The sequence below is a fragment of the Aeromonas sp. OTU364 genome, from assembly GCF_038440395.1.
GTDB lineage: Bacteria > Pseudomonadota > Gammaproteobacteria > Enterobacterales > Aeromonadaceae > Aeromonas.
The window spans coordinates 181542-206401 of the sequence record NZ_JASATR010000001.1; the positions used below are offsets into that span (position 1 = coordinate 181542).

Consider the following 24860-nt stretch of genomic DNA (forward strand, 5'->3'; position numbering starts at 1 on the left):
GCGGGGCAATCTGCCCCGCCAAAACCAATCAGGAGAACACCATGGCTTTTCCGGTGAAATGGTATAGCAATGCGATGCAGGGTGCGCCCAGTCTGGGGGATACCAGCGCCGGGGCGTTGGCGGCCCTGCTCAAGGCGGTGCTGGTGACCGGGTTCGGCACCCTCACCATCAACAGCCTGGTGTGGGATGCCACCGAGGGGGCCGCCAAGGCCACCATCGCGGGCGGCCATGCCTACCTGCAGGATTCCGTGGTCGAGGTGGGCGGCGCCAGCCCTGCGGCCTACAACGGCGAGCACAGGGTCAAGAAGGTGAGCAGCACCGAGGTCTGGTTCATGCTGGATGGCGGCAATCCTGGCGGTGCCGCCAGCGGCACCATGAGCATGAAGGTGGCCCCCCTCGGCTGGACCCAGACCTTTGAGAGCGGTGACGGCATGGTGGCCATCTATCGGCCTGCCAACGTCAGCGAGTCGGGGAACGTTTCCTTACGCATCGACAACACCGCATACAGCGGTTGGGCGGGAGCCAGCAATTTCGGCTACCTCGCCAAGATGCAACTGGTCGAGGATGTGGTGGACATCAACACCTACACCTTGATTTCGGATGTGCGCTGGCCAGCTACCGGCCGTTATAGCGACAAGCGCTGGGATCTGATCGGTGATCCTCAGTTGTTCTATTTTCTGCCTGCCTATGCAGCCTCCAATTATCAGTCGATGTTTGCCTTTGGCTATATCAAGTCAGTGCGCCCGGGGGATCGCTACCATGCGATCATGATGAATTACAGTTCGAACAGTGCAGATGACGCATCCCGCCGTTGGTCTCTCACCGCTGGTCAAACCAACACCAGCTATGGCACCTTCGCCCTATCGTTCGATGACACCAGCTATCGTCATCTAGCTCGGCCTCATAGCCAGCTGTTTGGAACATCAGGGTGCTGGTTTAAGGGGTTGTTCAGCCGTTTTGGCACCGGAATGAGCGTGCCTAATGCTGCCGACAACGCATTCTATATGAGTGCTGACCCCATCATGGTGATGGAGACAGGGAACCACTTGCGTGGTTTCCTGCCAGGGATAATTTGTCCTTTCGCCAGTGTCAGCGCCTGGTATCGTAAGAATTTTTCCAATCTCCCCGCCTTGCCAGACAAGATCGTGCGTTTTGTCTCTGCTACTTACGTGGAGAGTAGTGTTAATGGTGGCCCCACCATGTTGGGATTCGATCTGACCGGACCCTGGAGGTAGATCATGGCGACATTTCTTCCGGGTCACGGCTTTCTGGTTCAGGTGTTGGCCCTGACCCCTAGTTATTACAATCAGGACTTAGATGTAACCGCAAACGGACCAAAGTGGTTTGAAAATTTTGGGGTCACCAGCGATCTTGGCCTGTTTTACCATGTAATGAACCCGGGCGGGGTGTTTACCACCCCGCTGTTGTCCAAGACGATCACCTTGAACCAGCTCAAGGATTTCGTAATCAAGGTCAGCTGTTACAACAACAACTGGACCCCCGATTACTGTGACTTTGACCTGGAGTTTCTGGACGCCGGAGGCGCCGTGCTCGGGGCTATCCGCAACCGTTATTCCAAGTCACTGAGCCAGGGTTTATCCTATGGCCCCAGCTTGACCAGCCTAACCCTGACCAGTTCGGTCGGAACCTACCCGCAGACCCAGGGCACCCTGAGTTTTACCGCTGGCGCCATCGTCTATACCTCTGACACTTGGGATGGGGCAGTGGTTGGCCGCAACAACTCATTCAGCATCCCCTGTAATACGGCCAACATCGCCAGCCTGCGGTTTACCAATGTGCGGGCACAAAGCAACTACACCAACAACAACAGCTCAGGTGCGAAAGTTCAGTTCAGCATCCTGAGTGCCCCACCCGGTTTTAGTGGTGACTTTGCCGCCCTGACGGCCGCGCAGTACACAGCCCTCAACCCAGACCTTTACCTGCCAAGCGGTGCTGCCATTGGTCACCAAGAGGGGGTTGGCTTGACAGCCTCGGGCACGGCGCCCAGCTATGTGTTGAGTCGCGGGGTTTTGCCGGGGCAGACCGGGGTATTGTTAGACAGCAACAACCAGGTGATGGCGCGCCTTAGCTACCTTGGCGGCATCGCCAGCCTGACCGTGGATGGCGTCACCACAAGTGCCCCCAGCACCTCAGCTGCTCTCTGCCTGACAGCTATCAACGGCCAAGTCATTGCCTACGACATCCAAGGTGTGGTGGTTAAATCCGAGCGGTTTACTGCAACAGGTTGGATTACGATGGCGACTCTTCGCCCATGGATTGAAGTGCAGCCGGGGGAGAGTTTGGCCACCATCTGGGCACAGATATACCCGCTGGATGCGCAATTGGCTTATGGGTACAAACGGCAACCCATCAAGCCCATCCCCGCTAACCAAGAGCCCAGAGCCCTATTTGAGCCGCAGGACGTGGCCTGGCGTGGCAGTCCGCCATTGTTTGCCGGGCCAGTGCAGGCTCCGAAACTGACCCCGTTCCCGATGATAAAAGGGCGGGACTATTTCTGGCTGCGGGATGGGGTGCGCAATGTGGAGCAGGGCTACATCGAGAGCACGGTGACCATCGACGGTGAGGGTGTGGCCCGCCGGGTGCTCTGCTTCACCCAGGATGGTGACCTGGTGGCCGAGACCTACAGCCGGGCCAGTGACGGCAAGTACCGGTTCGATCTGCTCTGGCTCAACCGCCGTTACATGCTGGTCGCCCAGGACGATCCCGCCTTCGGCCCCGCCGATTACAACGCCGTGGCGGCTGACTACCAGCTCCCCACCCCCTACGCCCCCGGTGAGGGGGTCGGCCTGGTCTGACCGGGCTGCATGACCTGCGGAGGTTGATATGCTCGTTTTCTCTGATGCCCTGCGCACCAGCCGCGCCCAGCTGCTGGCGGCTGCCATCGACGATGGCAGCGAGGGCGCCGCGACCCTCAAGATCTACACCGGCCCCAGACCCGCCCCCGGGGCGGCCATCACCACCCAGGTGCTATTGGTGGCGCTGCAGTTCCCTCACCCCTGCGCCCAGAGCGTGACGGGTGGGGTGCTGACCCTCAAGCCCCTGGCCGAGCAGATGGCGACCGCCAGCGGGATCCATGCCTGGGGGCGCATCGCTAACCGGGACGGCGACTTTGTGGCGGATCTGGAGGTGGGGCCGCCTGGCCTCGGTGCAGACATCGAGATCCCCGCCACCGAGCTGTTTACCGGCGCCATGGTGCGCATCAACAGCGCCACTATCACAGAACCATAAGCACCGAACCCTAACCGCTCCTCCTGAGCCCCGAGGTCAGCATGGCCAGAACAGATGCCCGGCTTGAACTGCGCAAGGCCCGCAAGGCCACCGCCGCCCTGGAGCTGAACCCGCTCCTTGTGGTGCGCTATGAGGCCGTATTGCAGGGCACCAGCCAGCCGCCCAGCCTGGCCTGTTCGCCTGGGCTGGTGTTGCCCGCCCTGCTGCAAGGGCAGAGCGCCGTGCCGGTGCTGGCTACCTCTGCCGGGCTGGTTCATCCCGGTCACCTGAGCGCCGAACTGGCGGCGCCGGTGGCCGTCGTCAGCGCCACCGTGGTCATCGAGGCCACCCTGGCCAGCACCACCAGGGCGGTGCTGCACGACATCGAGGCCGGTTATGACATCAACGTGTACAGGGGGCCGAGCCACACCAGCGCCGGGGATTGGGACAGGGCCGCTCTGGTGACCACGGCGGTGGCCAGCGACTGGCAACGCCCGGCCCTGACCCCCGCGACCTGCCAGGGTGACTGGCAGGAGGCCGGTGCCTTGATGGCGGTGGTGGTGGATCTCAGTGAGCAGCTGCCCCGCCACCATGAGCCGGTGCGGGGGCTGTTTGACGAGGCCCTGCCGCTTAACGCGAGCCATGGCCAGGGGTTCGACAGCCTGCCGCCAGGTCATGCCGTCACCCGCTCGCTCTGGGTAGAGGGAGCGCCGGTCAGCCGATGGCAGGTGAGCGGGTATCGCAACCCGCCGCGCCAGGACAAGGTGTGGCAGGCCGACCGCTGGCAGCAGGGCGCCCCGCAAGGGACCACCCTGAGCGGCCAGCAGTGGCAGCTGGGTCTGCCCCTGCACAAGGGCTGGCTGGAGCGGTGGGAGGAGGCGATGCAGCCCCCCTGGGGGACCAGCCCGCCACCCAAGCCGCCCATCAAGCCGGAGCGACCGGACAAGCGCACCAAGGCGCTGGTGTTTGGCCGGCACCGGGGGGATGCCTCCCTGGAGTTTGTCTGGTTCGGGCAGGCCCATATCGTTATTCCAACCCGGAGGGTTTACCTGGTGAGCAACGCAGCAAGCATTGTGCGGGTCAGGGACGGGATCGACATTCCGGCCACCTCGCTGAGCATCGAGCTCGATACCGACTCCTGGGCTTGGCAGTTCACGGCCCAGATCCCGCGCATCGCGGCGGCCGAAATGACGGACGAGGAGGAGGTGAGCATCCATGTCAACGGCCAGCAGTGGGACTGTGTGTGCGATGGCTGGCAGTCGAGCCAGAGCTTCGCCCGCGAGTCGGCCACCCTCACCGGGCGCTCTCGCACCGCCTACCTGTCGCCAACCCATGTATTGGCGCAATCGGTGAGCGAGAGCTCGGCGGCCACCATGGCCCAGTTGGCGCAGGCCCTGCTGCCGTTCGGCTGGACCCTGGACTGGCAGGCGCCGGATTGGCTGGTACCTGGCGGCTTTTTCAGCCTGGACAGTCAGACCCCCATCGAGGCGATCAAGTACCTGGCCGAGGCGGCGGGCGGGTTCGTGCTGCCGCACCAGCGCGATCGGCACCTGGTCATCAAGCCGCGCTATCCGACCGTGCCCTGGCAGCTCGACGGAGCGCTAGCCGACGTGGCCATCCCCCGCGCCATCATCACGACGCTGGGCAGCGACTTCCAGCCGGGGCAGGCGGCGAACGGCATCTATGTCAGCGGTGGTCATCAGGGCATCAGTGCCCGGGTGCTGCGCCAAGGCACAGCAGGGGAGCGACAGGCACCGGCCATCACCCACCCGTTGGTGTGTGATGTGGTGGCGGCCCATGCCCAGGGTGTGGTGGGGCTGGCCAAGACCATGCCGAGGCGCACCCAGACCATCCAACTGCCGTTGTCTGCCGATACGGGTCTCATCCTGCCCGGGGCGTTGCTCGCGGTGGATGGCTGGAAAGGGTTTAACCGAGGCGTCAGGGTCGCGGTTGAATTGCAGGGCCGGGCCATGACGGTACGCCAGCAACTGAGTGTGGAGCGATTTGTATGAACCTGTTCAAGCAGTTCCAGGCGCTGATCCCCGGTGCCGACCCGCTGCTGGTCGGTACCGTCACCGCAACGACGGGCACCAGTACCACGCTGGAAACCCCGGGCGGGGGCGTAGTGATTGTGCGAGGGGGAGGGGTGGCCATCGGCCAGAAGGCGTTCTATCAGGGGGGCGCCATCATTGGGTCTGCACCTGATTTACCGACCTATGAAATCGAGGTTTAAGCCTCTGTTAATCGCCGGTGTTTTCTGGCGTTATGGAAATCAGTGATTAGGCTGTATTTGAACACGGAGGGCATTGCCATGATTGATAATGTGAAAGGATTCACATTGCTTGAGCTGATGATTGCGGTCAGTTTGGGTGTCATTTTACTCGGCATTGGAGCGCCAGCAATGTCGAGCTTACTCAGTGAGAACGCCCTGCGATTTGAGTCTCGTAACATACTAAAAAATCTGCGGTTTGCTCGTAATCAGGCAATTGATAATCAGGTTCCAGTGACAGTATGCCTGGCTGATGCCAACGATAATTGTGTAACAGTGGACCCCTCACATTTCTTGGTGTTCATTGACGACAATACAAATGACGTTCTGAACAATGGGGAGCAGGTCTTGTTAAAAAGTTCAGATTTTCCAAGTTCACTGACTGCCGTTAACAGCATTACCTCTAGCACTTTCAGCCCAGATGGCACTCGAAATCTAGACGACGAAGATGACCATATCATCAGTCTCTGCACTCCAGGCAATGCACAGGTCAACCTCGTGATACCTCCCGGCGGTCGTACACGTCAAGAAACCCAAGCACTCATCTGCCAATAGCATCTTTCATTCTCGGCGGAATCTGCATCGCCGAGAATGATAAATCCCATGTTCCAGTCGATGGTCATTTTCCCCGCAAGAATTTTTCATTTTTCGCGGCGGGCTACATCAGCGCCTTGCGAAAGCCATGACCCTGGATGTCGGCCGCCGCTTCTTGCAGGCAGCCCGCCCCCATCAGGTTGACCGCGGGAATGTAGAACTTGAATGTCGCCATGGTGGACTCCGTTTGATTAGCCATTAAGTGGTATATGGGCGTCAACATAACAGCGTCAGAGGGGATGAAAAGGGGTCAATGGTATCTGATTGGCAACTTTATGGACTCGATCACGGACCGAAAAACCGGGGCCAGACGGGGATTGACAAGGGCGCTTGCCTCTTGTTCGATGTAAAAACGTTTTTCAAGAAATTCATCAAGTTAGCAAACGTTTTGCCGGTTTTTTAGCGCCTCGGATGCGCGGAAGTGTGAAGCGCGTCAAGGAATTGGAAAGCGCTTTCGACCATAGTTGGCGCCTTCCCCGATGGAGGGAAACAGGCTCGAAAATACCATAAAGAATCACCTTAACTGCGCTCGGCTGCGAGGCGGCGGGATGCAACCAGGAGTCCACTATGTCTGATGTATTTCACTTGGGTTTGAAGAAAGCGGATCTGCAAGGCGCCACCCTGGCGATCGTTCCCGGTGACCCCGAGCGCGTGAAGCGCATCGCAGAGCTGTTGGACAACCCTGTGCACCTGGCCAGCCATCGTGAGTTCACTACCTGGCGCGGCGAGATGGACGGCAAGGCCGTGATCATCTGCTCCACCGGCATCGGCGGCCCGTCCACCTCCATCGCGGTGGAAGAGCTGGCCCAGCTGGGTATCCGCACCTTCCTGCGCATCGGCACCACAGGCGCCATCCAGCCGCACCTGAACGTGGGCGACGTCATCGTCACCACAGGCTCGGTGCGCCTCGACGGTGCCAGCCTGCACTTTGCACCCATGGAGTTCCCGGCCGTGGCCGACTTCGACTGCACCACTGCGCTGGTCAACACCGCCAAGGAGCTGGGCTCCACCCTGCACGTGGGTGTGACTGCCTCTTCCGATACCTTCTATCCGGGTCAGGAGCGTTACGACACCGTATCCGGCCGCGTAGTGAGCCGTTTCCAGGGTTCCATGAAAGAGTGGCAAGCCATGGGCGTGCTGAACTACGAGATGGAGTCCGCCACCCTGCTGACCATGTGCTCCAGCCAGGGCCTGCGCGCCGGCATGGTAGCCGGTGTCATCGTGAACCGTACCCAGCAGGAAATCCCGAACGCCGAAACCATGGCGAGAACCGAATCTGATGCCATCAAGATCGTGCTGGGCGCCGCCCGCAAGCTGATCTGATAGCACCACCACGAGTGGGGGGTGGGGGCCGTTGCGAAAGCGCGGCCCCTATCTTTATCCGCCGTTTGCCCTGTTCCCCTTTGCCTCTCTGTTTTTACTCCCAATGCGTTTGATGTCGGCCAACGTCCCTAGAAGGGGGCGGCACACTTGACGGCCATCGGCTCGCCGCTCACCGGATGCACGAAATCCAGCGCGCTGGCATGCAGCATCAGCCGTGGTGCCTGCTCGCAACCCGGCAGCACCAGACCGCCGTAGAGATCGCAGCCGAGTATGGGGTGACCCAGCCACTGGCTGTGGATGCGCAGCTGATGGGTGCGGCCTGTCTCCGGCACCAGGCTGACCCGGGTCAATGGCAAGGGCTCGCCCCTCGCGCCCTCGCGCACCAGTCGTTCCACCACCCGATAGTGGGAGCGGGCGGGCTTGCCGCTGGCGCAGATCTTCATCAGCGGGAAGATCGCCGGATCCTTGGCGATGGGGGCGTCGATCACCCCTTCCTCTTTGGCCAGGTGACCGCACAGCAGGGCGCTGTAGGCCTTGCTCACGGTGCGCTGGCTGAACTGCTGGCAGAGCATCCCGTTGATGCCCTTGTCTCTGGCCACCACCATGAGACCCGAGGTGCCAAAGTCGAGGCGGTGCACCAGGGTGCAGCCGGGGTAATCCTGCACCAGCCGATAATGCACCGAGTCGAGGTTCTGCGGGTTCTTGCCCGAGAGGCTGAGCAGGCCGCTCGGCTTGTTGATGAGCAGCAGGTGTTCATCCTCGAACAGGACCTCTATTTGGGCATTGCAAGGGGGGGCGATAAAGGTATCGACGATAACAGACATGGGGCGCACGGGCTGGAAACGGGGGGCGATCATACTCCAAGCGGTGGCGCGGGGCGAATCGGCGTGAGCTGGCCAGGTCCTGCCTGGGGTGTCTGGTGGCAAGTGATTGATAATGCAGGACGATGCCGTTTTGTGACCCCTTCCCGAGTTCATTCGGCGCTGGCTTGCTAAGGTATGGCTCCCTGTCATGTCGTAAGGAGCCTCTCCATGGCGTTGCCCGTTATTCTCGATTGCGATCCCGGCCACGATGATGCCATCGCCCTCATCCTGGCGCTGGCGAGCCCAGAACTCAAGGTGCTGGCGGTGACCACCAGCGCGGGCAACCAGACCCCGGACAAGACCCTCAACAACGCCCTGCGCATCCTCACCCTGCTCGGTCGCCACGACATTCCGGTGGCGGCGGGGGCGCCCAAGCCGCTGATGCGCGAGCTTATCATCGCCGATAACGTGCACGGGGAGTCGGGCCTCGACGGCCCCACACTGCCGGATCCCGCCTTTGCGCCCCAGGCCATGACGGGTCTCGAGCTGATGGCCAAGTGCCTGCGCGAGAGCCCGGAGCCTGTCACCCTGGTGCCGACCGGTCCCCTCACCAATATCGCCCTGCTGCTGGCGGCCCACCCCGAGTTGAAATCCAGGATTGGCCGCATCGTCTTGATGGGCGGCGCGGCGGGGGCGGGCAACTGGACCCCGGCGGCGGAATTCAATATTTATGTGGACCCGGAAGCCGCCGATATGGTGTTCAGCGCCGGCATTCCCATCACCCTGTGCGGGCTGGATGTGACCCACGAGGCCCAGGTGATGGACGAGGATATAGCGCGGGTGCGTGCCATCCCCAACCCGGTGGCCCAGTGCGTGGCGGACCTGCTCGACTTCTTCATGATCTACCATCGGGATCCCAAGTGGGGATTTGCTGGCGCGCCGCTCCATGACCCCTGTACCATCGCCTGGTTGCTGGCGCCGTCGCTGTTCCATGGGCAGGATTGCTGGGTCGGCATAGAGACCCAGGGCAGGCATACTGTGGGGATGACGGTGGTGGATCGCTACGGGCTCACCGGCAAACCGGCCAATGCGCGGGTGCTGCTGGGGCTGGACAGGGTCGGCTTCATCGATCTGCTGGTGGGGCGCCTAAGGGCATTTGACTAAGTTCTTCGACATCGGATAAGGGGTTGGGCATGTGGAAAGGGACGTTGGCACTGCTGACATGTATGCAATTGACGGCCTGTGCCACCCCCTTCGAGAGGATGTGGCAGGGACTGGCGACCTGCGATCTGGACGATCTCCATCTCGACAGCGAGAGCGGTGAGCCGTCCCACCCGCTGCTCAAGAGCTTCACCCCCGACAAGACGTCAGACGGCTTTGCCTGGTACAAGACCCACCAGGAGCTTCATGGCCTGCCCATCACGGGCTTTCTGATCCCTGCCTCGACCTTCGAGGTGCACGCCCTGTTTGTGGATACCCCCATCGCCAATGCGCGCAGGCTGACCCACAACGCCTACGGCAGCGAGTTTGCCGACGAGCAGAAGCACGACAGGGGGGAGGCCCCCCTGCTGCTGCGCGATCCGGGCAATCCCAAGCGCTCCATCATCGACTGCACCCGGGGAGAGTCGGCGGAGCCGCTGCCGGAAGAGTCCTTCCCGGAGTAGGGAAGGACATTCTGATGACCATGAGAGAGGGGAGCCTGGGCTCCCCTCTCTTTTTATCTGTTGCCGGCTAGCCCTCAGGGATAACCCAGGGTCTGCTTGATGACAGCCAACTGGGCGGCAATCCACACCGGATTGGTTGATCCCCTGGTCGCTGAGGGGGTATCCCTGTTCAGGGATATCCCAACGTCCCCTTGATGACCGGCAATTGGGCCTTGATCCAGTCAGGATTGATGGGCCCCCAGTCGCTGATGCGGTAGTGACCCTGCAGGTGGCGAGCCCCCTCGGTCTGCTCGAAGGCGCAGCTGATATCGAGTTCGGCCAGGGCGCTCAGGGTATCCTGGGCGGTGCGCCTGGGCATGCCGGTGGCGGCCATGATGGCGGGCACCGTATCCGTGCCCTGGCTGATGAGGTGAGCCACGTAGAGGCGGCGATAGAAGCTGGTGCGGGTCTTGCTCGGTTCACTCATTGCCCGTCTCCGCCTGATGCCGGTGTGCTCCTCATATCTCGTCCTCGAGACGGTCGAAGTAGCGCCAGGTGGCGATGGCGGCCTTGCCCATCACCAGCGCCCAGACGCCGAACCAGAACCAGCGGAAGAAGCTCCAGGTGGAGGCATCGGGCTGGGTGCTCTCTATCTTGGTGACGTTGGGGAAGAGGGAGAACATGTTCACCCGCCAGCCGTAGGAGGTGATGATGGCCAGGCGCTTCTCGAACTCCATGGATTTGGCCTTGGCCTGGACGTCGGCGGCATTGAACTTGAAGTAGAAGGGCCAGCCCCAGCCGGTATCTTCATTGCGGAACACCCGGATCTTCTCGCCGGGACGCTCGGTGTAGATGTAATAGACGTCGGTGATGGGGCCGTCGGCCGGGTTCTTCTGGCTGATGGGACCATCCTTGTCGGTTCGCTTCACCTCGACCCCCGTGATGGTGGCTATGGTGTGTTCCGGCAGATAGAAATCGAGCCAGAGCGCGGAGAGCAGGGCGACGAGGCCCAGCGTGATAAAAGCGGGTTTCTTGAACTTCAGGCTCATGGTGTTCTCTGGGTGAGGGGGAATGACGTGCCTCTACCATACCCATATTTGCGGATGCAGCCCAGCCCCTAATGGCGCCTTGTGGGCAAAAAGCCGTTTTAAACACGAGGGGACAGACCCCGGGACGGGGCCCGGAGTCTGTCAACGAGAGGGGAGTATTACAGCTGGAACTGGGCGAGCTGCCTGCGCTGCTGCTCGGCGAGCTGTGACAGTTCGTGACTGGCGGCGGCGCTCTGGCTGATGCCGGCCACGTTCTGGTTCACTATCTCGTGGATGTTGGTGATGTTGCGGCTGATGTCGGCGGTGACACAGGATTGCTCCTCGGCGGCGGTGGCCACCTGGGCATTGGCGCCATTGATCTGGTTGACCGCCTCCGTGATGCCCCCCAGCAGCGCCTGCACCTCGGCGGAGAGACGCTGGTTGTGGCCGAGGATCTCCAGGGTCTCCTGCACGCCGCTGTTGGCGGAGAGGGACTGGCTCTGCAACTGCTCTATGATGACCTGGATCTCCTTGGTGGAGTCCTGGGTCCGCGCCGCCAGCAGGCGCACCTCGTCGGCCACCACAGCAAAGCCTCGGCCGGTTTCACCGGCGCGGGCGGCCTCGATGGCGGCGTTGAGCGCCAGCAGGTTGGTCTGCTCCGAGATGCTCTGGATCACCTCTATCACCTTGCCGATCTGCTCGGACTGGGACTTGAGCCGCGCGACCACGGTGGCGGCGTTCTCCAGGCTGCCCGTCATGCGACCGTTGGCCTGGATGCTCTCGGCAAACAGCGCCAGTCCCTGCTCGACCCGGCGGTTGGCGTCCCGCGCCAGCTCATCGGCCAGGGCGGCATTGTGGTTGACATTGTTCGCTGTGCTGGCCAGCTCGGTGACGGCGGAGGCCACCTGCTCGGTCTCGCTGCGCTGCTGCTGGGCGTTGGCCTCGGACTGGGTCATGACGGCGGCCAGCTCGGTGGCGGCGGAGGCCACGTTGCCGCTGATGCCGGTCAGGGCATGGATAGTGCTGCCAAGCTGGCTCAGGGTCTGGTTGATGTCCTTGGCCAGCTGGCCCAGCTCGTTGTTGCCTTCGGCCTTGGCGCGCACGTTGAAGCGACCGAGGGCGACGGCGTGCATCACCTCCTGCAATTGGCCTATGGGCTGGACGATGCGACCGGAGAGCCACCAGCCGCCGCAGAGCGCCGCGATCAGGGTGGCCCCCATCAGCAGCAGGGTCTGCAGCAGGGTGGCATGGTAGTGGGCCTGCTCCTGGGCTATCTCCTGCTGGATCAGCTGATTGATGTGGGCAGAGAGGGTGTCAATCTGCTTGATGAGCTGCTCCCCCAGCTCGCGAAAGCGCAGCCGGGACTGCTCATAGCCGGCGGGCTCGCCACTGCCTGCGTGCTTGGCGGCCAGCAGCGGCAGCATGTTGCTGCGGGTATGGCCGAGATAGGCCTGCAGGGCCGCGGCCACCTGGCCGTTGTCCTGCTCGGCCCCCGGGATCACCAGCCGCGACAATATGGTGGCTATCTCCTGCTCGGCGGCGGAGAGCTGGCTCGGCAACTGGGCGAAGCGCGCCTGATCGTAGAGGCCGTAGATGGCGTTGGTGCGCAGCCGGTAGGTGGCGTGGATCAGGGCGGCGATGTCGTCCTTGTGGCGGGTGACGCTGGCGGTGGTGTCGTTCATGTCCTTGATGGCACCGTCTATCTCCTGCTTGCTGATCACGGCCATGAGCAGCATCAGCAGGCTGGCGAGCAGTAGTGGAATGAGAACTTGCAGACGAATGGACAGATTATTCAAAGACATGAAAGATCCTAACCCAAAAGAGGAGTGAGGCGGCATCTTACACAGGCGCGACAACTCTTGTCACAGGGTTTTTAATGCTGAATTCTTGCTGAACGAAAAGGTTTTTCTTGTGTTAAAAGAGTGTGATAGGCAAGATCGACTGCTTGTTACCTGGAGGTGTAGTGTGTCTCACTGGATTGATCCCGCCATCTTGGCGCTCTTTATTCCCACGTTTTTCTTTGTCTCCGTGACCCCCGGCATGTGCATGACGCTGGCGATGACCCTGGGCATGAGTCTGGGGGTGCGCCGCACCCTGCACATGATGTGGGGGGAGCTCATCGGCGTCGGCCTGGTCTCCGTGCTCTCTGTGGTCGGGGTGGCGGCCGTCATGCTCAACTATCCGGCCCTGTTCTCGGCCTTCAAGTACGTGGGCGGCGCCTATCTGGTCTGGCTCGGCATCCAGATGTGGCAGGCCAAGGGCAAGATGGCGATTCCGGCGGATCTCTCGGCCGGCCAGGAGACCAAGCCGTTCGGGTTGGCGCTGCAGGGTTTTGTCACCGCCATCGCCAATCCCAAGGGGTGGGCCTTCATGGTCTCCCTGCTGCCCCCCTTCATCAATGCGGCCAAGCCGATGGCCCCCCAGATCAGCGCCCTGGTGGTGCTCATCCTGGTCATCGAGTTCTCCTGCCTGCTGCTCTATGCGAGCGGTGGCCGCACCCTGCGCCACTTCCTCGCCAAGAGCGGCAACGTCACCCTGATGAACCGCATCGCCGGCTCGCTCATGCTGTTTGTCGGCGTCTGGCTGGCCTTCGGCTGAGGGGATCGGAATGAAAAGGCCACCTCCCTGCCGGGGAGGTGGCCTTTTTTGTGGGCGGCTGACGGCCGGGGTCAGTCGGTGAGGCAGTCGGGATCGAACACGTATTCGCCGTCCAGCCAGCGCAGGATCTCGGCGACGCAGCCCTGATCCTGGAATGGCAGGTAGCGGGCCTTGAGGTGGGTCACCTGCTCAGGTGTCAGCTGGGCCAGCCCTATGTCCTGAAACAGTGGCAGGTCGGCCTCTATCATGGCGGAGATCTGCGGCCCGCAGGTGGCGTTGAGGGAGGCGTGCAGCGCCTGATCCGGATCGTACTGGCGGCCGAGCCGGTAACTCATGGGCAGGGTGGCGAGCGGCAGCACAGAGAGCGCCGCCTGCTTCATGGGATTGACCGCGTGACCGGCGGTGAGATCCGCGAGCTCTGCCGGGCGGTGCTCGAAGGCGCGCAGGTGCAGGAAGCTGCTCGCCTTGCTGCCGTCATTGACCGGGTAGTTGTCCCACAGGAACGGCTTGCGGTGCAGCCAGTCGGCGGCCTGCCTGAGGTGGGCCGCCGGGTACTCGGTGGAGCAGACCCTGGGGCCGGTCCAGAAGATGTCGAAGCGCTTGTCCAGCCCCTGACCCAGATCCGTCAGATAGTGGGGGGGCATGGCGCCGAACACCTTCTCCAGCACGGGATCCGTCGAGTAGTAGCTGGGGCAGAAGATGAGACGGCTGGCACTGGTGTGGGCCGCGATGTCGTGGGCTATGGTGAGCTGCCAGTGGGCGAGATCCGGGGTATCCCCCTTCATGTCGTCAAACAGCACCGCCAATATGTCGGGCTGGAGCGCCTCCTCGATGAGGCGCACCTTCTCGAGCAGGGCCGAGCGCTTGTGGGCGTAGTCGTGATGGGCGCCCATGGGGCTCAACCCCACACCGAAGGCGAGGCCGTTCTCCCGGCACTGCCGGGCTAGCTGGCGCAGGTGGTCGAGCTGCTCCCTCGGCCAGGGCTCGGCCCAGTGCTTGCGCAGGTAGCCGTCTTCCTTGGGGGCATAGAGGTAGAAGCCGTAGCCATGGCGGGGCAGCCACTGGGCGTAGCGGGCGCGGGCCTCCCAGCTCCAGCCCTTGCCGAAGAAGCCCTCGATCAGCCCCAGCCGGGGGGAGGGAGGATAGAGACCAGACAACTGGGTTTGATAAGGCATGGGTCACTCCCTTCTCGCCGGGCGCCGGTTCACCGTCTTGGCGGGAACGGGCGCCGAGTATGTGTATTGAACAGGGTCCGGCTTGCGTCCTAGACCGGATCTTCTTCCAGGAAGCGTACCCCTATCTTGCGAGGCTCACCCTCTTCCATCTCCGCCACCGTCCAGAGCAGGCCCTGCCAGGCGACGTGGTCACCCACTACCAGATTATCGCCCAACTGATGGGCAATGAAATCGCCCAGAGTCTGATCCGCCACCTCGCTCACATCCAGCCCGTAGAGCGGGGCGAGATCCACCAGCCTGGCGGTCGCCTCCAGCAGGAAGTCACCGAAGAAGCGCGGGCCCAGATCCTGCTCAGGCGCCTGGCTGAACAGCTGGCCGAGGGCGGGCAGATCGCGCTCGTGGCCGATGACGCAGAGGATGTCGTCCGACTGCAGGCAGGTACTGCCCGAGGGGTGCAGCAGCTCCTGACCGCGGAACAGGGCGCAGATGCGGGTGCCCTGGGGCATGCGCAGCTCCCGCAGGGGCGAGCCGATGCACCACTTCTCGGCGCTCAGGCGATAGACGAAGGTCTCCCACTGGCTGTCGAGATCGATCTCGAGCCCGGAGCGGTTGATGGGGGACGGCGGCGCCGGCACCTCCACCCGCGCCAGCCTGGAGGCCAGCGGCAGCGAGCTGCCCTGCAGGATGAGGGAGACCAGCACCACGAAGAAGGCGACATTGAAGTAGAGCTGGGCGTTGGGCAGCCCCGCCATCATGGGGAAGACCGCCAGTATAATGGGCACGGCGCCACGCAGGCCGACCCAGGAGATGAACCAGCGCTCCCGGGGGGCGAAGTTCTTGAACGGCAGCAGGCCTATCCAGACCGATACCGGGCGGGCAAAGAGTATCATCCACATGGCCAGCGCCAGCGCCGGCACGGCGATGGGCAGCAGATTGCTCGGGGTGGCGAGCAGCCCCAGCACCAGGAACATGCCGATCTGGCTGAGCCAGGTCAGGCCGTCCAGCACCGACAAGGTGGTGCTGCGGCTGCGCAGGGAGAGGTTGCCGAGCAACAGGCCGGTGAGGTAGATGGCGAGGATGCCGCTGCCCCCCACGGCCGTGGTGAGGGCGAAGATGAGCAGGCCGCCGCTGACGGTGAGCAGCGGATAGAGCCCGGGGGCCAGGCGGGCCGTGTTGATGAGCCGCCACAGCAGCCAGCCCCCGGCTAGGCCTATGCCGGCGCCCAGGCCAAACTGCTTGATGAGTTGCAGCAGCAGGAAGCCGGCGTCCAGCCCCTGCTGGGCGGTGGCCAGCACCTCTATCAGGGTGACGGTGAGAAAGACCGCCATGGGATCGTTGCTGCCGGACTCTATCTCCAGGGTGGCGCTGACCCGCTCGTTGAGGCTGCGCCCGCCGAGCAGGGAGAACACAGCCGCCGCATCGGTGGAGCCGACGATGGCGCCGATCAGCATCCCCTGCATCAGGTTCAGATCAAACAGCCAGGCGGCGGCCAGCCCGGTCAGGCCGGTAGTGATGGCCACCCCGACGGTGGCGAGCGACAGGGCGGGCCAGAGTGCGACCCGAAAGGAGGAGACCCGGGTGCGCATGCCGCCATCCAGCAATATGATGGCGAGCGCCAGGTTGCCCACCAGGTAGGCGACAGAGTAGTCGGCGAAGTGGATGCCACCGGGGCCATCCTCACCGGCCAGCATGCCGACGGCGAGGAAGATGACCAGGATGGGGATGCCGACCCGGGACGAGAGCGCACTTAACAGGACACTGGCTCCCACCAACAAGGCACCGATAAAAAAGAAACTGTTGATGGTGGTGGCATCCAATGGCGAACTCCTTATAGCGGACGGCAAAACAGGCACATTATATGCAGATTGCACCCCTTTGTGTGGCTTAATTGTGCATCGATTTGCAGTTTTTTACGGTTGTTGTGCTGTTTTTAAGCAGCAGGCGCGAGGCTAAAGAGGGGCGAGAAAGAGGGGGGCGGGAGTGGCAATCGGTGCCCATTTTCAGGGGCTGGGGCCGGGGTGGCTGCTGGCTGGCATCGAGCCCGGCAAGGGGGAGCAGGAGCGCCATCGGGCTCCTGCGGGGGAGGTCAGTCGTCCTCGTCGTCCTTGACTTCCCGGATCTTGTCCCTGTATTTCGGCAACTGCTTTTCGAGCTGTTTCATGTCCTTGATGGCATTGAGAAACAGGCCGAGCAGAAACAGCAGCGGCAGGCCTATCCATAACCACAGACTCATCAGATTCTCCTTTCGGTGTGACCGGCAGTGACATAACGGGCCAGGATCTCGTCGAGATGGGACAGTATGCACGCCTTGCCTTCAATATCCGCCTGTTGCAGGCAAAGCGCCAGCGCATCCGGATCCAGCCGCTGTTCAGCGGACTCCAGGGCGAAGCTGATGTGCCAGGGCTCGTAGGCGACCCCCTGAGCCGCCTCCAGTGGTTTGGCATAGGGCAGGAAGAAGCCGAAGTCGTTCATGTGATCCCCGAGCCACTCGCCGAGATCGGCAAACCAGCCGCCCGCCTCGTACTCCCAGGGCTCCAGCGCCAGCCTGGTACCTGCGGGCAGGCAGTCGGGATCATAGATGTCGAGATCCGTGCCCCAGTGGTGGCGGCTGGTGCCCGGCAGGGCGCTCCAGCGCAGTATGGCGTGCAACCGTTCGGTCTCGCCCAGTTGCAGCGCATCCAGAGGCTGGTTGTTCGCATCCAGCAGGGGCCGCTCCCCGCGCCACTTGCCATTCCAGATGGCGAGCTGGCGCTCGAAGCTGCGCCAGCTGGAGGCGGCCTGCAGGTTGAACCCCTCATGGGCGGCCGCCACCTGCATGTCGTTGAAGGCCGCCGCGGTGGCGGCGGTCAGACGGTGGGGCCCGCGCCCCACCAGGATGAGGTGGCTCTCGTCGAGCCCAAGCAGTTGATCCTGGGTCATGCCAGCAAGTGCTCCAGCACCCCTTGGTACATGTCCGCCAGCAGATCCAGATCCTCCGCCTTCACGCACTCGTTCACCTTGTGGATGGTGGCGTTGACCGGGCCCAGCTCGATCACCTCGGCCCCGGTGGGGGCGATAAAGCGCCCATCGGACGTTCCCCCCGTGGTGAGCAGGGCCGGTTGCTGACCGTTGACCGCCGCCACGGCGGCGACTGTGGCCTCCAGCAGGGCGCCGGTGTCGGTCAGGAAGGGCTGGCCTGAGAGGGTCCACTTCAGCTCGAAGTCCAGACCGTGACGGGTCAGCAGCGCCTCGACCCGCTCGCGGATGTCGAGATCGGTGAGCTCTGTGCTGAAACGGAAGTTGAACTGCACCTGCAGCTCGCCCGGAATGACGTTGGAGGCACCGGTGCCGGCCTGGATGTTGGCTATCTGGAAGCTGGTGGGGGGGAAGTAGGCGTTGCCCTCGTCCCAGACGGTGGCGGCGAGTTCCGCCAGGGCCGGCGCCGCCTTGTGGATGGGGTTGTCCGCCAGGTGAGGGTAAGCCACGTGACCCTGTACCCCGCGCACCAGCAGATCGCCAGTGATGGAGCCGCGGCGGCCGTTCTTCACCACGTCCCCCACCAGGTTGGTGGAGGAGGGCTCGCCGACGATGCACCAGCGGATCTTCTCGTGGCGGGCCTCCAGGGTGTCGATGACGCGCACCGTGCCGTTGATGAAGGGACCCTCTTCATCCGAGGTGATGAGGAAGGCGATGGAGCCCTTGTGGTCCGGATGCTGGGCCACGAAGCGCTCGGTGGCCACCACCATGGCGGCGAGGGACCCCTTCATGTCGGCGGCGCCGCGGCCATGGAGCATGCCGTCCTTGATGGTCGGCTCGAATGGCGGCGTGTGCCACTTCTCCAGCGGGCCGGCGGGCACCACGTCGGTGTGGCCAGCGAAGCAGAACAGCGGCCCCTCGCTGCCACGGCGAGCCCAGAGGTTGGTGGTGTCTTCGAACACCATGGGCTCGATGACGAACCCGAGGCGCGCGAGGCGCTCCGCCATCAGGGTCTGGCACCCTTCGTCCAGCGGGGTAACTGAGGGGCGGCGGATCAGATCCTTGGCCAGTGCGATGACATCCGACATCGGCGTTCCTTAACAGAAATGTTTAACGAGAGAAGAGGGATTGGTAGTGGTCTGCCTTGAACCCCAGGGTCAGCTCGCCATCGCGGTCCAGCAACGGGCGCTTGATCATGGCGGGGTGCTCCAGCAGCAGGGCGCGGGCTTTGGCGCCGTCCAGCCCTTGCTTGGCCTCCTCCGGCAGGGCGCGGAAGGTGGTGCCTCGGGTGTTGAGCAGGGCTTCCCAGCCCAGCTGGGCCAGCCAGCCGTCCAGCCGGGCAGGCTCGAGGCCGTCGGCCCTGTGATCGTGAAAGCGATAGTCGATGCCAGCCTCGTCCAGCCACTTGCGGGCCTTCTTGATGGTGTCGCAGTTCTTGATGCCATAGAGGGTGGTGGCCATGGGAGATCCTATGTCTGCGGGCCCGGGGCCCTGAAATCCGAACGTGAAATCATGCAAGGGCCCGATTCTGGCATTGTGGCCCAGCCATGGCAACGCTCATGGCCGGGCTGGCTGGTTTTACCAGCGGGGAGGGGGAGAAAAAGCGAGGGGCCAGATAGCCAAAACGCGCCTGGGGCGCGTCTTGGGGGAAGGGGGCTATCAGTGCAGGGTGGTCCATTCGTGGTCGAAGACCCGGGCCCGCTCCCAGGGCGCATCCGGCAGGCTGGAGGAGAGGCCGGTGTATTTGCCCACGTCGTCCACCACGATGGCGGAGAGGATCGGCAGGTTGTTTTCGGTGCAGTACATGCGGATGCGTTGCAGCAGGGTGCGCAGCTCATCCTGGCACTGTTCCAGCCCGGCCTGCCTGGCCAGCTTGGAATAACGAATGGTGGTGCGTTCCTTTGCAGACTCGACGAGGATGTCCCACAGCTTGTAGTCGCAGGTAGAGACACCTGCGGTGGCTTGGCTTGTCATAACTCTCTCCGGTGCGAAATGGTCGCTCTGTATCGACGGGCATCTTGGCCAGTTCACCCCTGACGGGCGTTGATCCAACGCAAAAAAAGTGGAGGTTGTTGGCCAGGATCTCATGCAGGGCATTCTAGTGCGTCGGGACTGGATTGATGTACCAATTTTATTTGATTTATCAAAATTTAATGCTGCTTTTTGTCATTCAAGCCACTTTTATTGATAGGGATCAAGGGGAAAGGAGGGGCTCGCCACTAGATTTCGATCCTCGATAATCTTATCAGGAGCGCACTTTGGAACTCTTATTCGTCTTGCTCGTGCTGATGGCCGTGGTCTACGGCATCGTCAAGGATTACAACCCGCAGGCGGTGCTGGCGCTGGCAGGCATGGCCATCTTCGCGGTGGCCTACTGGCTGGGGTTGCACCCCATTCTGCCTGCCGACAAGAGCACGGGGTTCGCCCTGTTCGACCTGTTCGAGGTGTTCAAGGGGATCTTCTCCTACCGGGCGGCGGGGCTCGGCCTCACCATCATGGCGGTGGCGGGCTTTGCCACCTACATGTCCCATATCGGCGCCTCCCAGTCCCTGGTGCGGGTGGCGGTCAAGCCGGTGGCGGGCATCCGGTCCAGCTACCTGATGCTGGCCATCTGCTACCTGGTGGCGGTGTTCGTGTCGCTGTTCGTCACCTCCGCCACCGGCCTCGGCCTGCTCTTGATGGTCACCATGTACCCTGTGATGCGCAACCTCGGCATCAGCCCGGCGTCGGCCTGCGGCGTCATCGCCACCTCCCAGGCGTTTGAGATCGGTCCGACCCAGACCAACGCCATCTTCTCCGCCGGTCAGTCCGGCATGGATCCCACCAGCTACTTCGTCGACTACCAGATCTGGCTGGTGGCCCCCATGCTGCTGGTGACCATGGTGCTGCACTTCTTCTGGCAGCGTCACTGCGATCGCCAGGATGGCTGGGATCCCGCCCTGCACCGGGGCGATCCGGCCGAGCTGGACGAGCAGGGGAAGGAGGAGGTGCCGGCGCCGACCTGGTATGCCCTGCTGCCCATCATCCCCTTCGTGCTGATGATGACCTTCTCCAAGCTCCTGGTGACCACCATCAGCGTCAGCGTGGAGGTGGCCATGCTGCTGTCGGTCTTCATCGGCATGCTGTGCGAGCTGCTGCGTACCCGCTCGGTGCGCACCGCCATGGCCGGGCTGTCGAGCTTCCTCGACGGCATGGGCAAGGTGTTTGGCCCGGTGGTGGCGCTCATCGTCTGTGCCGAGCTGTTTGCCGAGTCCCTCAAGGCCATAGGCGCCATCGACACCCTGCTGCACTCTGCCAGCAATGCCGGGATCGGCAGCGGTCTGATGACGCTGGTGATGGTGGGGCTCATCATGGTGGCGGCCGTCATCATGGGCTCCGGCAACGCGGCCTTCCTGAGCTTCTCCACCCTGGCCCCCGCGGTGGCGGCCAAGTTCGGCGTGCCGGCGGTGACCATGCTGCTGCCGATGCAGCTCGCCTCCAGCATAGGTCGCACCGTCTCCCCCATAGCGGCTGTGCTCATCGCCTGCGCGGGGATCGCCAAGGTCTCCCCCTTCGTGGTGGTCAAGCGCACCTGCGTACCCATGGCAGGTGCCCTGGTGACGGCGCTGCTGCTCAACTATCTGCTGTTTATGTAATGGCGGGGCGGGTGGCCAGGCTGCCCGCTCCATTCACTCTGCGCAAGGGCGAGGCCCGACCTTTTGCCCTTTGGAGACGATGATGACAGATCCTCGCAACGCTTTTTCCCTGGACGCCTATCTGGCGGATCTGGCCCCCCTCATCAACCTGGATTGCGGCACCCGTACCCCGGCCGGGGTGGCTCGGGTGGCCGACATCATGGCCGAAAAATACGAGGCCATCGGCTGGCAGGTGAGCCGCCACCAGTTTGCCGCCGAGTGCGGCCCCTGCCTCGAGGCAACCAATGCCCCGGGGGCGGATCACTACGACGTCATGCTGGTGGGCCACATGGACACCGTCTTCCCCGAGGGGACGGCGGCCAAACGCCCGCTGACAGTCGAAGGCAATCAGGCCTTCGGCCCCGGCGTCTCTGACATGAAGAGCGGCCTGCTCTCCACCTGGTATGCCTTGAAGGGGATGGACCCGGCCGTGCTGGCCAAGCTCAAGGTGCTGGTCTGCTGCAACTGCGACGAGGAGATTGGCTCCCCCTGGTCGAAGGATTGGCTGGTCGAGCGAGCTAAGCAGAGTGGCTGCGTGCTGGTGGCCGAGGCGGCCCGTCCGAGCGGGGATCTCATCAGCGCCCGCAAGGGCAACGCCAAGTACCGCATCCGCTTCCACGGCAAGGCCTCCCACGCGGGCTCGGCCCTGGCCGAGGGTATCTCCGCCATTACCGAGCTCGCCCATTGGGTGCTGGCCATCAACGAGCAGGTGAACCTGGAGACGGGCACCACCATGAACGTGGGGGTGGTGCAGGGGGGCACCGGCGTCAACGTGGTGCCGGACTTCGCCGAGGCCATCGTCGACCTGCGCTTCTGGAGTAACGAGGAGGCGCAGGCGGTGCACAACCGGCTCAGCTTCATGGCCAAGAATCCTTTCCTTGCCGGTTGCCGGGTCGAGGTGGATCGCCAGAGCTTCAAGCCGGCGATGCGCCCGAGTGAGGACACCCGGGGCCTGATGGCGCTGGTGGAGGCGGCCGCAGCGCAGGAGGGGATCCCCTTCAACTGGCTGGAGGCGGGGGGCGGCTCCGACGCCAACTTCACCGCCGCCGCCGGCGTGCCGTCCCTGGATGGCTTCGGCCCCATGGGGGGCGGCTTCCACTCGGAGGCCGAATTCCTGATGCTCGACAGCATCGAACCGCGCATCCGCCTGCTGCAGCGGGTGCTGGGCAAGCTGGCCAGATAGGTCGGTGTGAAAGGCAAGCAAAACGGGAGGCCATCGCCTCCCGTTTTTTATGTGCCGCCTTAGTGAGGCGTCACCCCTCGTCCTCCAGCAGATAGGCCAGATGATCCTGGTGCGCCACCTGCCAGCCATCGAGGCGCAGCGGGGCGGCAAAGCCTGGGCCGTCGGTCACCATGGTGTGGTACTCCCCCTGCTCGCCGCAGGCATCGAAGCCCTCACGCTCGGCCAGTTGCTGCAACTCGGTCAGGGTGGCGGCATCCAGGATACGTCCGGCCCAATCCGGCGCCAGCACCCGGGTATCGACGCAGGAGAGGTGGGCGACTATGCCACGGGCCAGCATATCCGCCAGCAGCGCCTCGCGAGATTGCTGCCAGAGCGGGGTGTGGACGGCGAGCCCGAGCGGCTGGCTGCGCTCGCGGATCCAGTTCGGTGCGCCCCCCACGCTGTCGATATCGCCGGTCACTACTCCGTCGAGTTTCCACTCCTGCCGCAGGCGGCTCAGCGCCGTCTCATAGCTCTGCTCGAACGGCGCCTCTATGGTGACCAGCAGATGGGGCAGCCCGAGAGCCGCCGCCTGACGGCGCACCAGCGGCAAGGGGTGAGCGAGAAAGCGGGGCTCTGGGGGCGCGAAGGTGGCCAGGGCCACCACCTGATGACCCGCATCGCGGGCATGACAGAGAGCCAGCATGGCATCTTTGCCACCGCTCCAGAGCAGGATGACGCGAGACATGGGGTTGATTCCAATCATGAAAGATGAGGCATGCTACCGAGCCGGCGGGCGCTTGGCAAAGCGGGAGGGCGGGAAAGGCAACGGGCCCGCGAAGGGGCCCGTTGGGGATGACGCGGCGAACGCCGTCTGGATCACAGCAAGATGGTGGTCAGCACATACCCCAGGGCGCAGGAGCTGCTGACCCCGATCAGCCCAGGAATGATGAAGCTGTGGTTGATGATGAACTTGCCGATGCGGGTGGTGCCGGAGCGGTCGAAACCGATACAGGCCAGATCGCTCGGGTAGGTCGGCAGCACGAAGTAGCCGTAGCTCGCCGGCAGGAAGGCGATCAGCAGTTTCGGCTCCACCCCGAGCGCCAGACCCATGGGGGCGATGGCGGTGAGCGCGGCGGCCTGGCTGTTCACCAGCTTGGAGATGAGGAAGAGCACCAGGGCATAGGTCCAGGGCTGGGCCTGTACCACGTGGGCCAGGGTCTCTTTGAGCAGCGGCATGTGGGCCTGGAAGAAGGTCTCGCTCATCCAGGCAACCCCGAACACGGAGAAGATGGCGACCATGCCCGCCTTGAACACGGCACCGTTGGAGATGTCGCCCGGCTTGACCTTGCAGCGCATCAGGATGATGGCGCCGGCGATCAGCATCATCATCTGGATCACCAGGTTCATGGAGAGGGGGCCCGTCTTGTCCTTGATGGTGAACACAGGACGCAGACCTTCGTTGGCACCGAGCAAGACCACGGCGGCGATGGCGGCGAAGAAGATCCAGGTAGACCAGTAGGCCTCTTTCGGGAACTTGGTGTTGAGCAGGGTTTCACCGCCGCCGTAGACGAAGGCGCGCTGCTCCGGATCCTGGATCTTGGCCTGGAACTCCTCGTCCTTGTCCAGATCCTTGCCGCGGCGCAGGCTCCACAGGGCCGCCATGATCACACCCGTGAGAGAGGAGGGGATGGCGATCATCAGGATGTCGAGCAGGCCGTAAGCCTGACCTATACCGTGACCGGCCGCCAGAATGGAGACCATGGAGACCACGGCAACGGAGACCGGGGAGGCGCAGATCGCCATCTGGGAGGCAACGGATGCCACCGCCATCGGGCGCTCGGGACGGATGTTCTTCTGCAGTGCTATGTCGGCGATGATGGGGAACATGGTGTAGACCACGTGGCCGGTACCGCACAGGAAGGTGAGGGTCCAGGTGGTGAGCGGCGCCAGTATGGTGATGTATTGCGGGTGACGGCGCAGCAGGCGCTCGGCCACCTGCATCATCAGGTTGAGGCCACCGGCGGTCTGCAGGGTGGCGGCGCAGCCGATCACCGCCAGTATGGTCAGCATCACCTGCACCGGCGGCTCCCCTGGCACCAGGCCGAACACGAAGGTCAGCAGGAACAGACCTATGCCACTGATGAGACCCAGTCCCATGCCCCCAAAGCGGGTACCCAGCAGCAAGCAGCCGAGCACCACCAAAAATTCCATCAAGATCATTCCATTACCTCGTGTGATTGAATCCATGTCCGCACTGGCCCTGGGGCCCGGGAGCATCTGTTGTGGTTATTTGCCCCTAAAGGGTTAGTGGGTATTCTGGCACCCCTAAAGGGGTAAAAAATTGAGGTGGTTCAATAACAGACCCTTTTCCGATTTAAGTGCATAAAAACTATGGATATGCCCTT

The 24860-nt window shown here is 63.1% G+C and carries 25 protein-coding genes; 12 read left to right on the top strand and 13 right to left on the bottom strand.

Going from position 1 to position 24860, the window contains the following annotated elements:
* Positions 1–41: 41 nt before the first annotated feature.
* The 7 genes from AAHB08_RS00905 to udp all read left to right on the top strand — a co-directional run bounded on the left by AAHB08_RS00905 (position 42) and on the right by udp (position 7414).
* Positions 42–1235, top strand: coding sequence for a hypothetical protein (locus AAHB08_RS00905; protein WP_342057830.1), 1194 nt, complete (start codon positions 42–44; stop codon positions 1233–1235).
* A gap of 3 nt (positions 1236–1238) precedes the next feature.
* Positions 1239–2816 (top strand): hypothetical protein, encoded by a 1578-nt coding sequence (locus tag AAHB08_RS00910; protein WP_342057831.1) that lies wholly within the window; start codon positions 1239–1241, stop codon positions 2814–2816.
* Positions 2817–2844: 28 nt separating this feature from the next.
* On the top strand, positions 2845–3249 hold the full coding sequence (locus tag AAHB08_RS00915; protein WP_342057832.1) for a hypothetical protein: 405 nt from the start codon (positions 2845–2847) through the stop codon (positions 3247–3249).
* A gap of 41 nt (positions 3250–3290) precedes the next feature.
* Positions 3291–5240 (top strand): hypothetical protein, encoded by a 1950-nt coding sequence (locus AAHB08_RS00920; RefSeq protein ID WP_342057833.1) that lies wholly within the window; start codon positions 3291–3293, stop codon positions 5238–5240.
* Positions 5237–5461, top strand: coding sequence for a hypothetical protein (locus tag AAHB08_RS00925; protein ID WP_290028883.1), 225 nt, complete (start codon positions 5237–5239; stop codon positions 5459–5461). The genes AAHB08_RS00920 and AAHB08_RS00925 overlap by 4 nt, the downstream gene beginning before the upstream one ends.
* A 78-nt stretch (positions 5462–5539) precedes the next feature.
* Positions 5540–6052 (top strand): GspH/FimT family pseudopilin, encoded by a 513-nt coding sequence (locus AAHB08_RS00930; RefSeq protein ID WP_290028882.1) that lies wholly within the window; start codon positions 5540–5542, stop codon positions 6050–6052.
* Between the two features lie 606 nt (positions 6053–6658).
* Positions 6659–7414 carry a uridine phosphorylase gene (udp, locus tag AAHB08_RS00935; protein WP_025326293.1) on the top strand — a complete coding sequence of 252 codons (756 nt, stop codon included), beginning with the start codon at positions 6659–6661 and terminating at the stop codon, positions 7412–7414.
* Positions 7415–7542: 128 nt separating this feature from the next.
* Here the strand turns inward: udp and AAHB08_RS00940 are convergent, their stop codons facing one another.
* A complete protein-coding gene (locus tag AAHB08_RS00940) occupies positions 7543–8271 on the bottom strand; it encodes an RluA family pseudouridine synthase (protein WP_342057834.1) in 729 nt (242 codons plus the stop codon).
* A gap of 174 nt (positions 8272–8445) precedes the next feature.
* On the opposite strand from AAHB08_RS00940, the gene rihA reads away from it, so the two are divergent.
* Together rihA and AAHB08_RS00950 are read left to right on the top strand one after the other, a co-directional pair.
* Positions 8446–9381, top strand: coding sequence for a pyrimidine-specific ribonucleoside hydrolase RihA (gene rihA / locus AAHB08_RS00945; RefSeq protein WP_342057835.1), 936 nt, complete (start codon positions 8446–8448; stop codon positions 9379–9381).
* 29 nt (positions 9382–9410) lie between these two features.
* Complete coding sequence (locus AAHB08_RS00950; protein WP_139435202.1) at positions 9411–9881, top strand: hypothetical protein; 471 nt, start codon at positions 9411–9413, stop codon at positions 9879–9881.
* Positions 9882–10050: 169 nt separating this feature from the next.
* Here AAHB08_RS00950 and AAHB08_RS00955 read toward each other — a convergent pair whose 3' ends face one another.
* From AAHB08_RS00955 to AAHB08_RS00965, 3 genes are all read right to left on the bottom strand, one after another.
* A complete protein-coding gene (locus AAHB08_RS00955) occupies positions 10051–10347 on the bottom strand; it encodes a winged helix-turn-helix domain-containing protein (protein ID WP_202046376.1) in 297 nt (98 codons plus the stop codon).
* Positions 10348–10378: 31 nt separating this feature from the next.
* Positions 10379–10909, bottom strand: a complete 531-nt coding sequence (locus tag AAHB08_RS00960) for a DUF1523 family protein (protein WP_139435198.1) — start codon at positions 10907–10909, stop codon at positions 10379–10381.
* A gap of 158 nt (positions 10910–11067) precedes the next feature.
* Positions 11068–12690, bottom strand: coding sequence for a methyl-accepting chemotaxis protein (locus AAHB08_RS00965; RefSeq protein ID WP_342057836.1), 1623 nt, complete (start codon positions 12688–12690; stop codon positions 11068–11070).
* Positions 12691–12853: 163 nt separating this feature from the next.
* On the opposite strand from AAHB08_RS00965, the gene AAHB08_RS00970 reads away from it, so the two are divergent.
* A complete protein-coding gene (locus AAHB08_RS00970) occupies positions 12854–13486 on the top strand; it encodes a LysE family translocator (RefSeq protein WP_342057837.1) in 633 nt (210 codons plus the stop codon).
* Between the two features lie 71 nt (positions 13487–13557).
* Here AAHB08_RS00970 and AAHB08_RS00975 read toward each other — a convergent pair whose 3' ends face one another.
* The 7 genes from AAHB08_RS00975 to AAHB08_RS01005 all read right to left on the bottom strand — a co-directional run bounded on the left by AAHB08_RS00975 (position 13558) and on the right by AAHB08_RS01005 (position 19590).
* Positions 13558–14661 carry a beta-N-acetylglucosaminidase domain-containing protein gene (locus AAHB08_RS00975; protein ID WP_342057838.1) on the bottom strand — a complete coding sequence of 368 codons (1104 nt, stop codon included), beginning with the start codon at positions 14659–14661 and terminating at the stop codon, positions 13558–13560.
* A gap of 89 nt (positions 14662–14750) precedes the next feature.
* Complete coding sequence (locus AAHB08_RS00980) at positions 14751–16478, bottom strand: potassium/proton antiporter (protein ID WP_139435189.1); 1728 nt, start codon at positions 16476–16478, stop codon at positions 14751–14753.
* A gap of 269 nt (positions 16479–16747) precedes the next feature.
* A complete protein-coding gene (locus AAHB08_RS00985; RefSeq protein WP_005325762.1) occupies positions 16748–16894 on the bottom strand; it encodes a hypothetical protein in 147 nt (48 codons plus the stop codon).
* Complete coding sequence (locus AAHB08_RS00990) at positions 16894–17580, bottom strand: M15 family metallopeptidase (RefSeq protein WP_202046371.1); 687 nt, start codon at positions 17578–17580, stop codon at positions 16894–16896. Before AAHB08_RS00990 ends, AAHB08_RS00985 begins: the two co-directional genes overlap by 1 nt.
* Positions 17577–18704 carry a succinyl-diaminopimelate desuccinylase gene (gene dapE / locus AAHB08_RS00995; RefSeq protein ID WP_202046370.1) on the bottom strand — a complete coding sequence of 376 codons (1128 nt, stop codon included), beginning with the start codon at positions 18702–18704 and terminating at the stop codon, positions 17577–17579. The genes AAHB08_RS00990 and dapE overlap by 4 nt, the downstream gene beginning before the upstream one ends.
* A 22-nt stretch (positions 18705–18726) precedes the next feature.
* Positions 18727–19077 (bottom strand): ArsC family reductase, encoded by a 351-nt coding sequence (locus AAHB08_RS01000; RefSeq protein WP_202046369.1) that lies wholly within the window; start codon positions 19075–19077, stop codon positions 18727–18729.
* Positions 19078–19275: 198 nt separating this feature from the next.
* The gene (locus tag AAHB08_RS01005; protein ID WP_202046368.1) at positions 19276–19590 is read right to left on the bottom strand and encodes a hypothetical protein; all 315 of its coding nucleotides are present in this window, start codon (positions 19588–19590) and stop codon (positions 19276–19278) included.
* 284 nt (positions 19591–19874) lie between these two features.
* Here AAHB08_RS01005 and dcuC point away from each other — a divergent pair, with 284 nt between their 5' ends.
* The gene (dcuC, locus tag AAHB08_RS01010; protein WP_139435179.1) at positions 19875–21251 is read left to right on the top strand and encodes a C4-dicarboxylate transporter DcuC; all 1377 of its coding nucleotides are present in this window, start codon (positions 19875–19877) and stop codon (positions 21249–21251) included.
* An 82-nt stretch (positions 21252–21333) separates the two neighbouring features.
* Positions 21334–22473 carry a M20 family metallopeptidase gene (locus AAHB08_RS01015; protein ID WP_342057839.1) on the top strand — a complete coding sequence of 380 codons (1140 nt, stop codon included), beginning with the start codon at positions 21334–21336 and terminating at the stop codon, positions 22471–22473.
* Positions 22474–22543: 70 nt separating this feature from the next.
* Here AAHB08_RS01015 and AAHB08_RS01020 read toward each other — a convergent pair whose 3' ends face one another.
* Both AAHB08_RS01020 and AAHB08_RS01025 read right to left on the bottom strand, forming a co-directional pair.
* A complete protein-coding gene (locus tag AAHB08_RS01020) occupies positions 22544–23200 on the bottom strand; it encodes a Dph6-related ATP pyrophosphatase (RefSeq protein ID WP_342057840.1) in 657 nt (218 codons plus the stop codon).
* Between the two features lie 131 nt (positions 23201–23331).
* Positions 23332–24675 (bottom strand): anaerobic C4-dicarboxylate transporter, encoded by a 1344-nt coding sequence (locus AAHB08_RS01025; RefSeq protein WP_319912830.1) that lies wholly within the window; start codon positions 24673–24675, stop codon positions 23332–23334.
* Positions 24676–24860 lie beyond the last annotated feature (185 nt).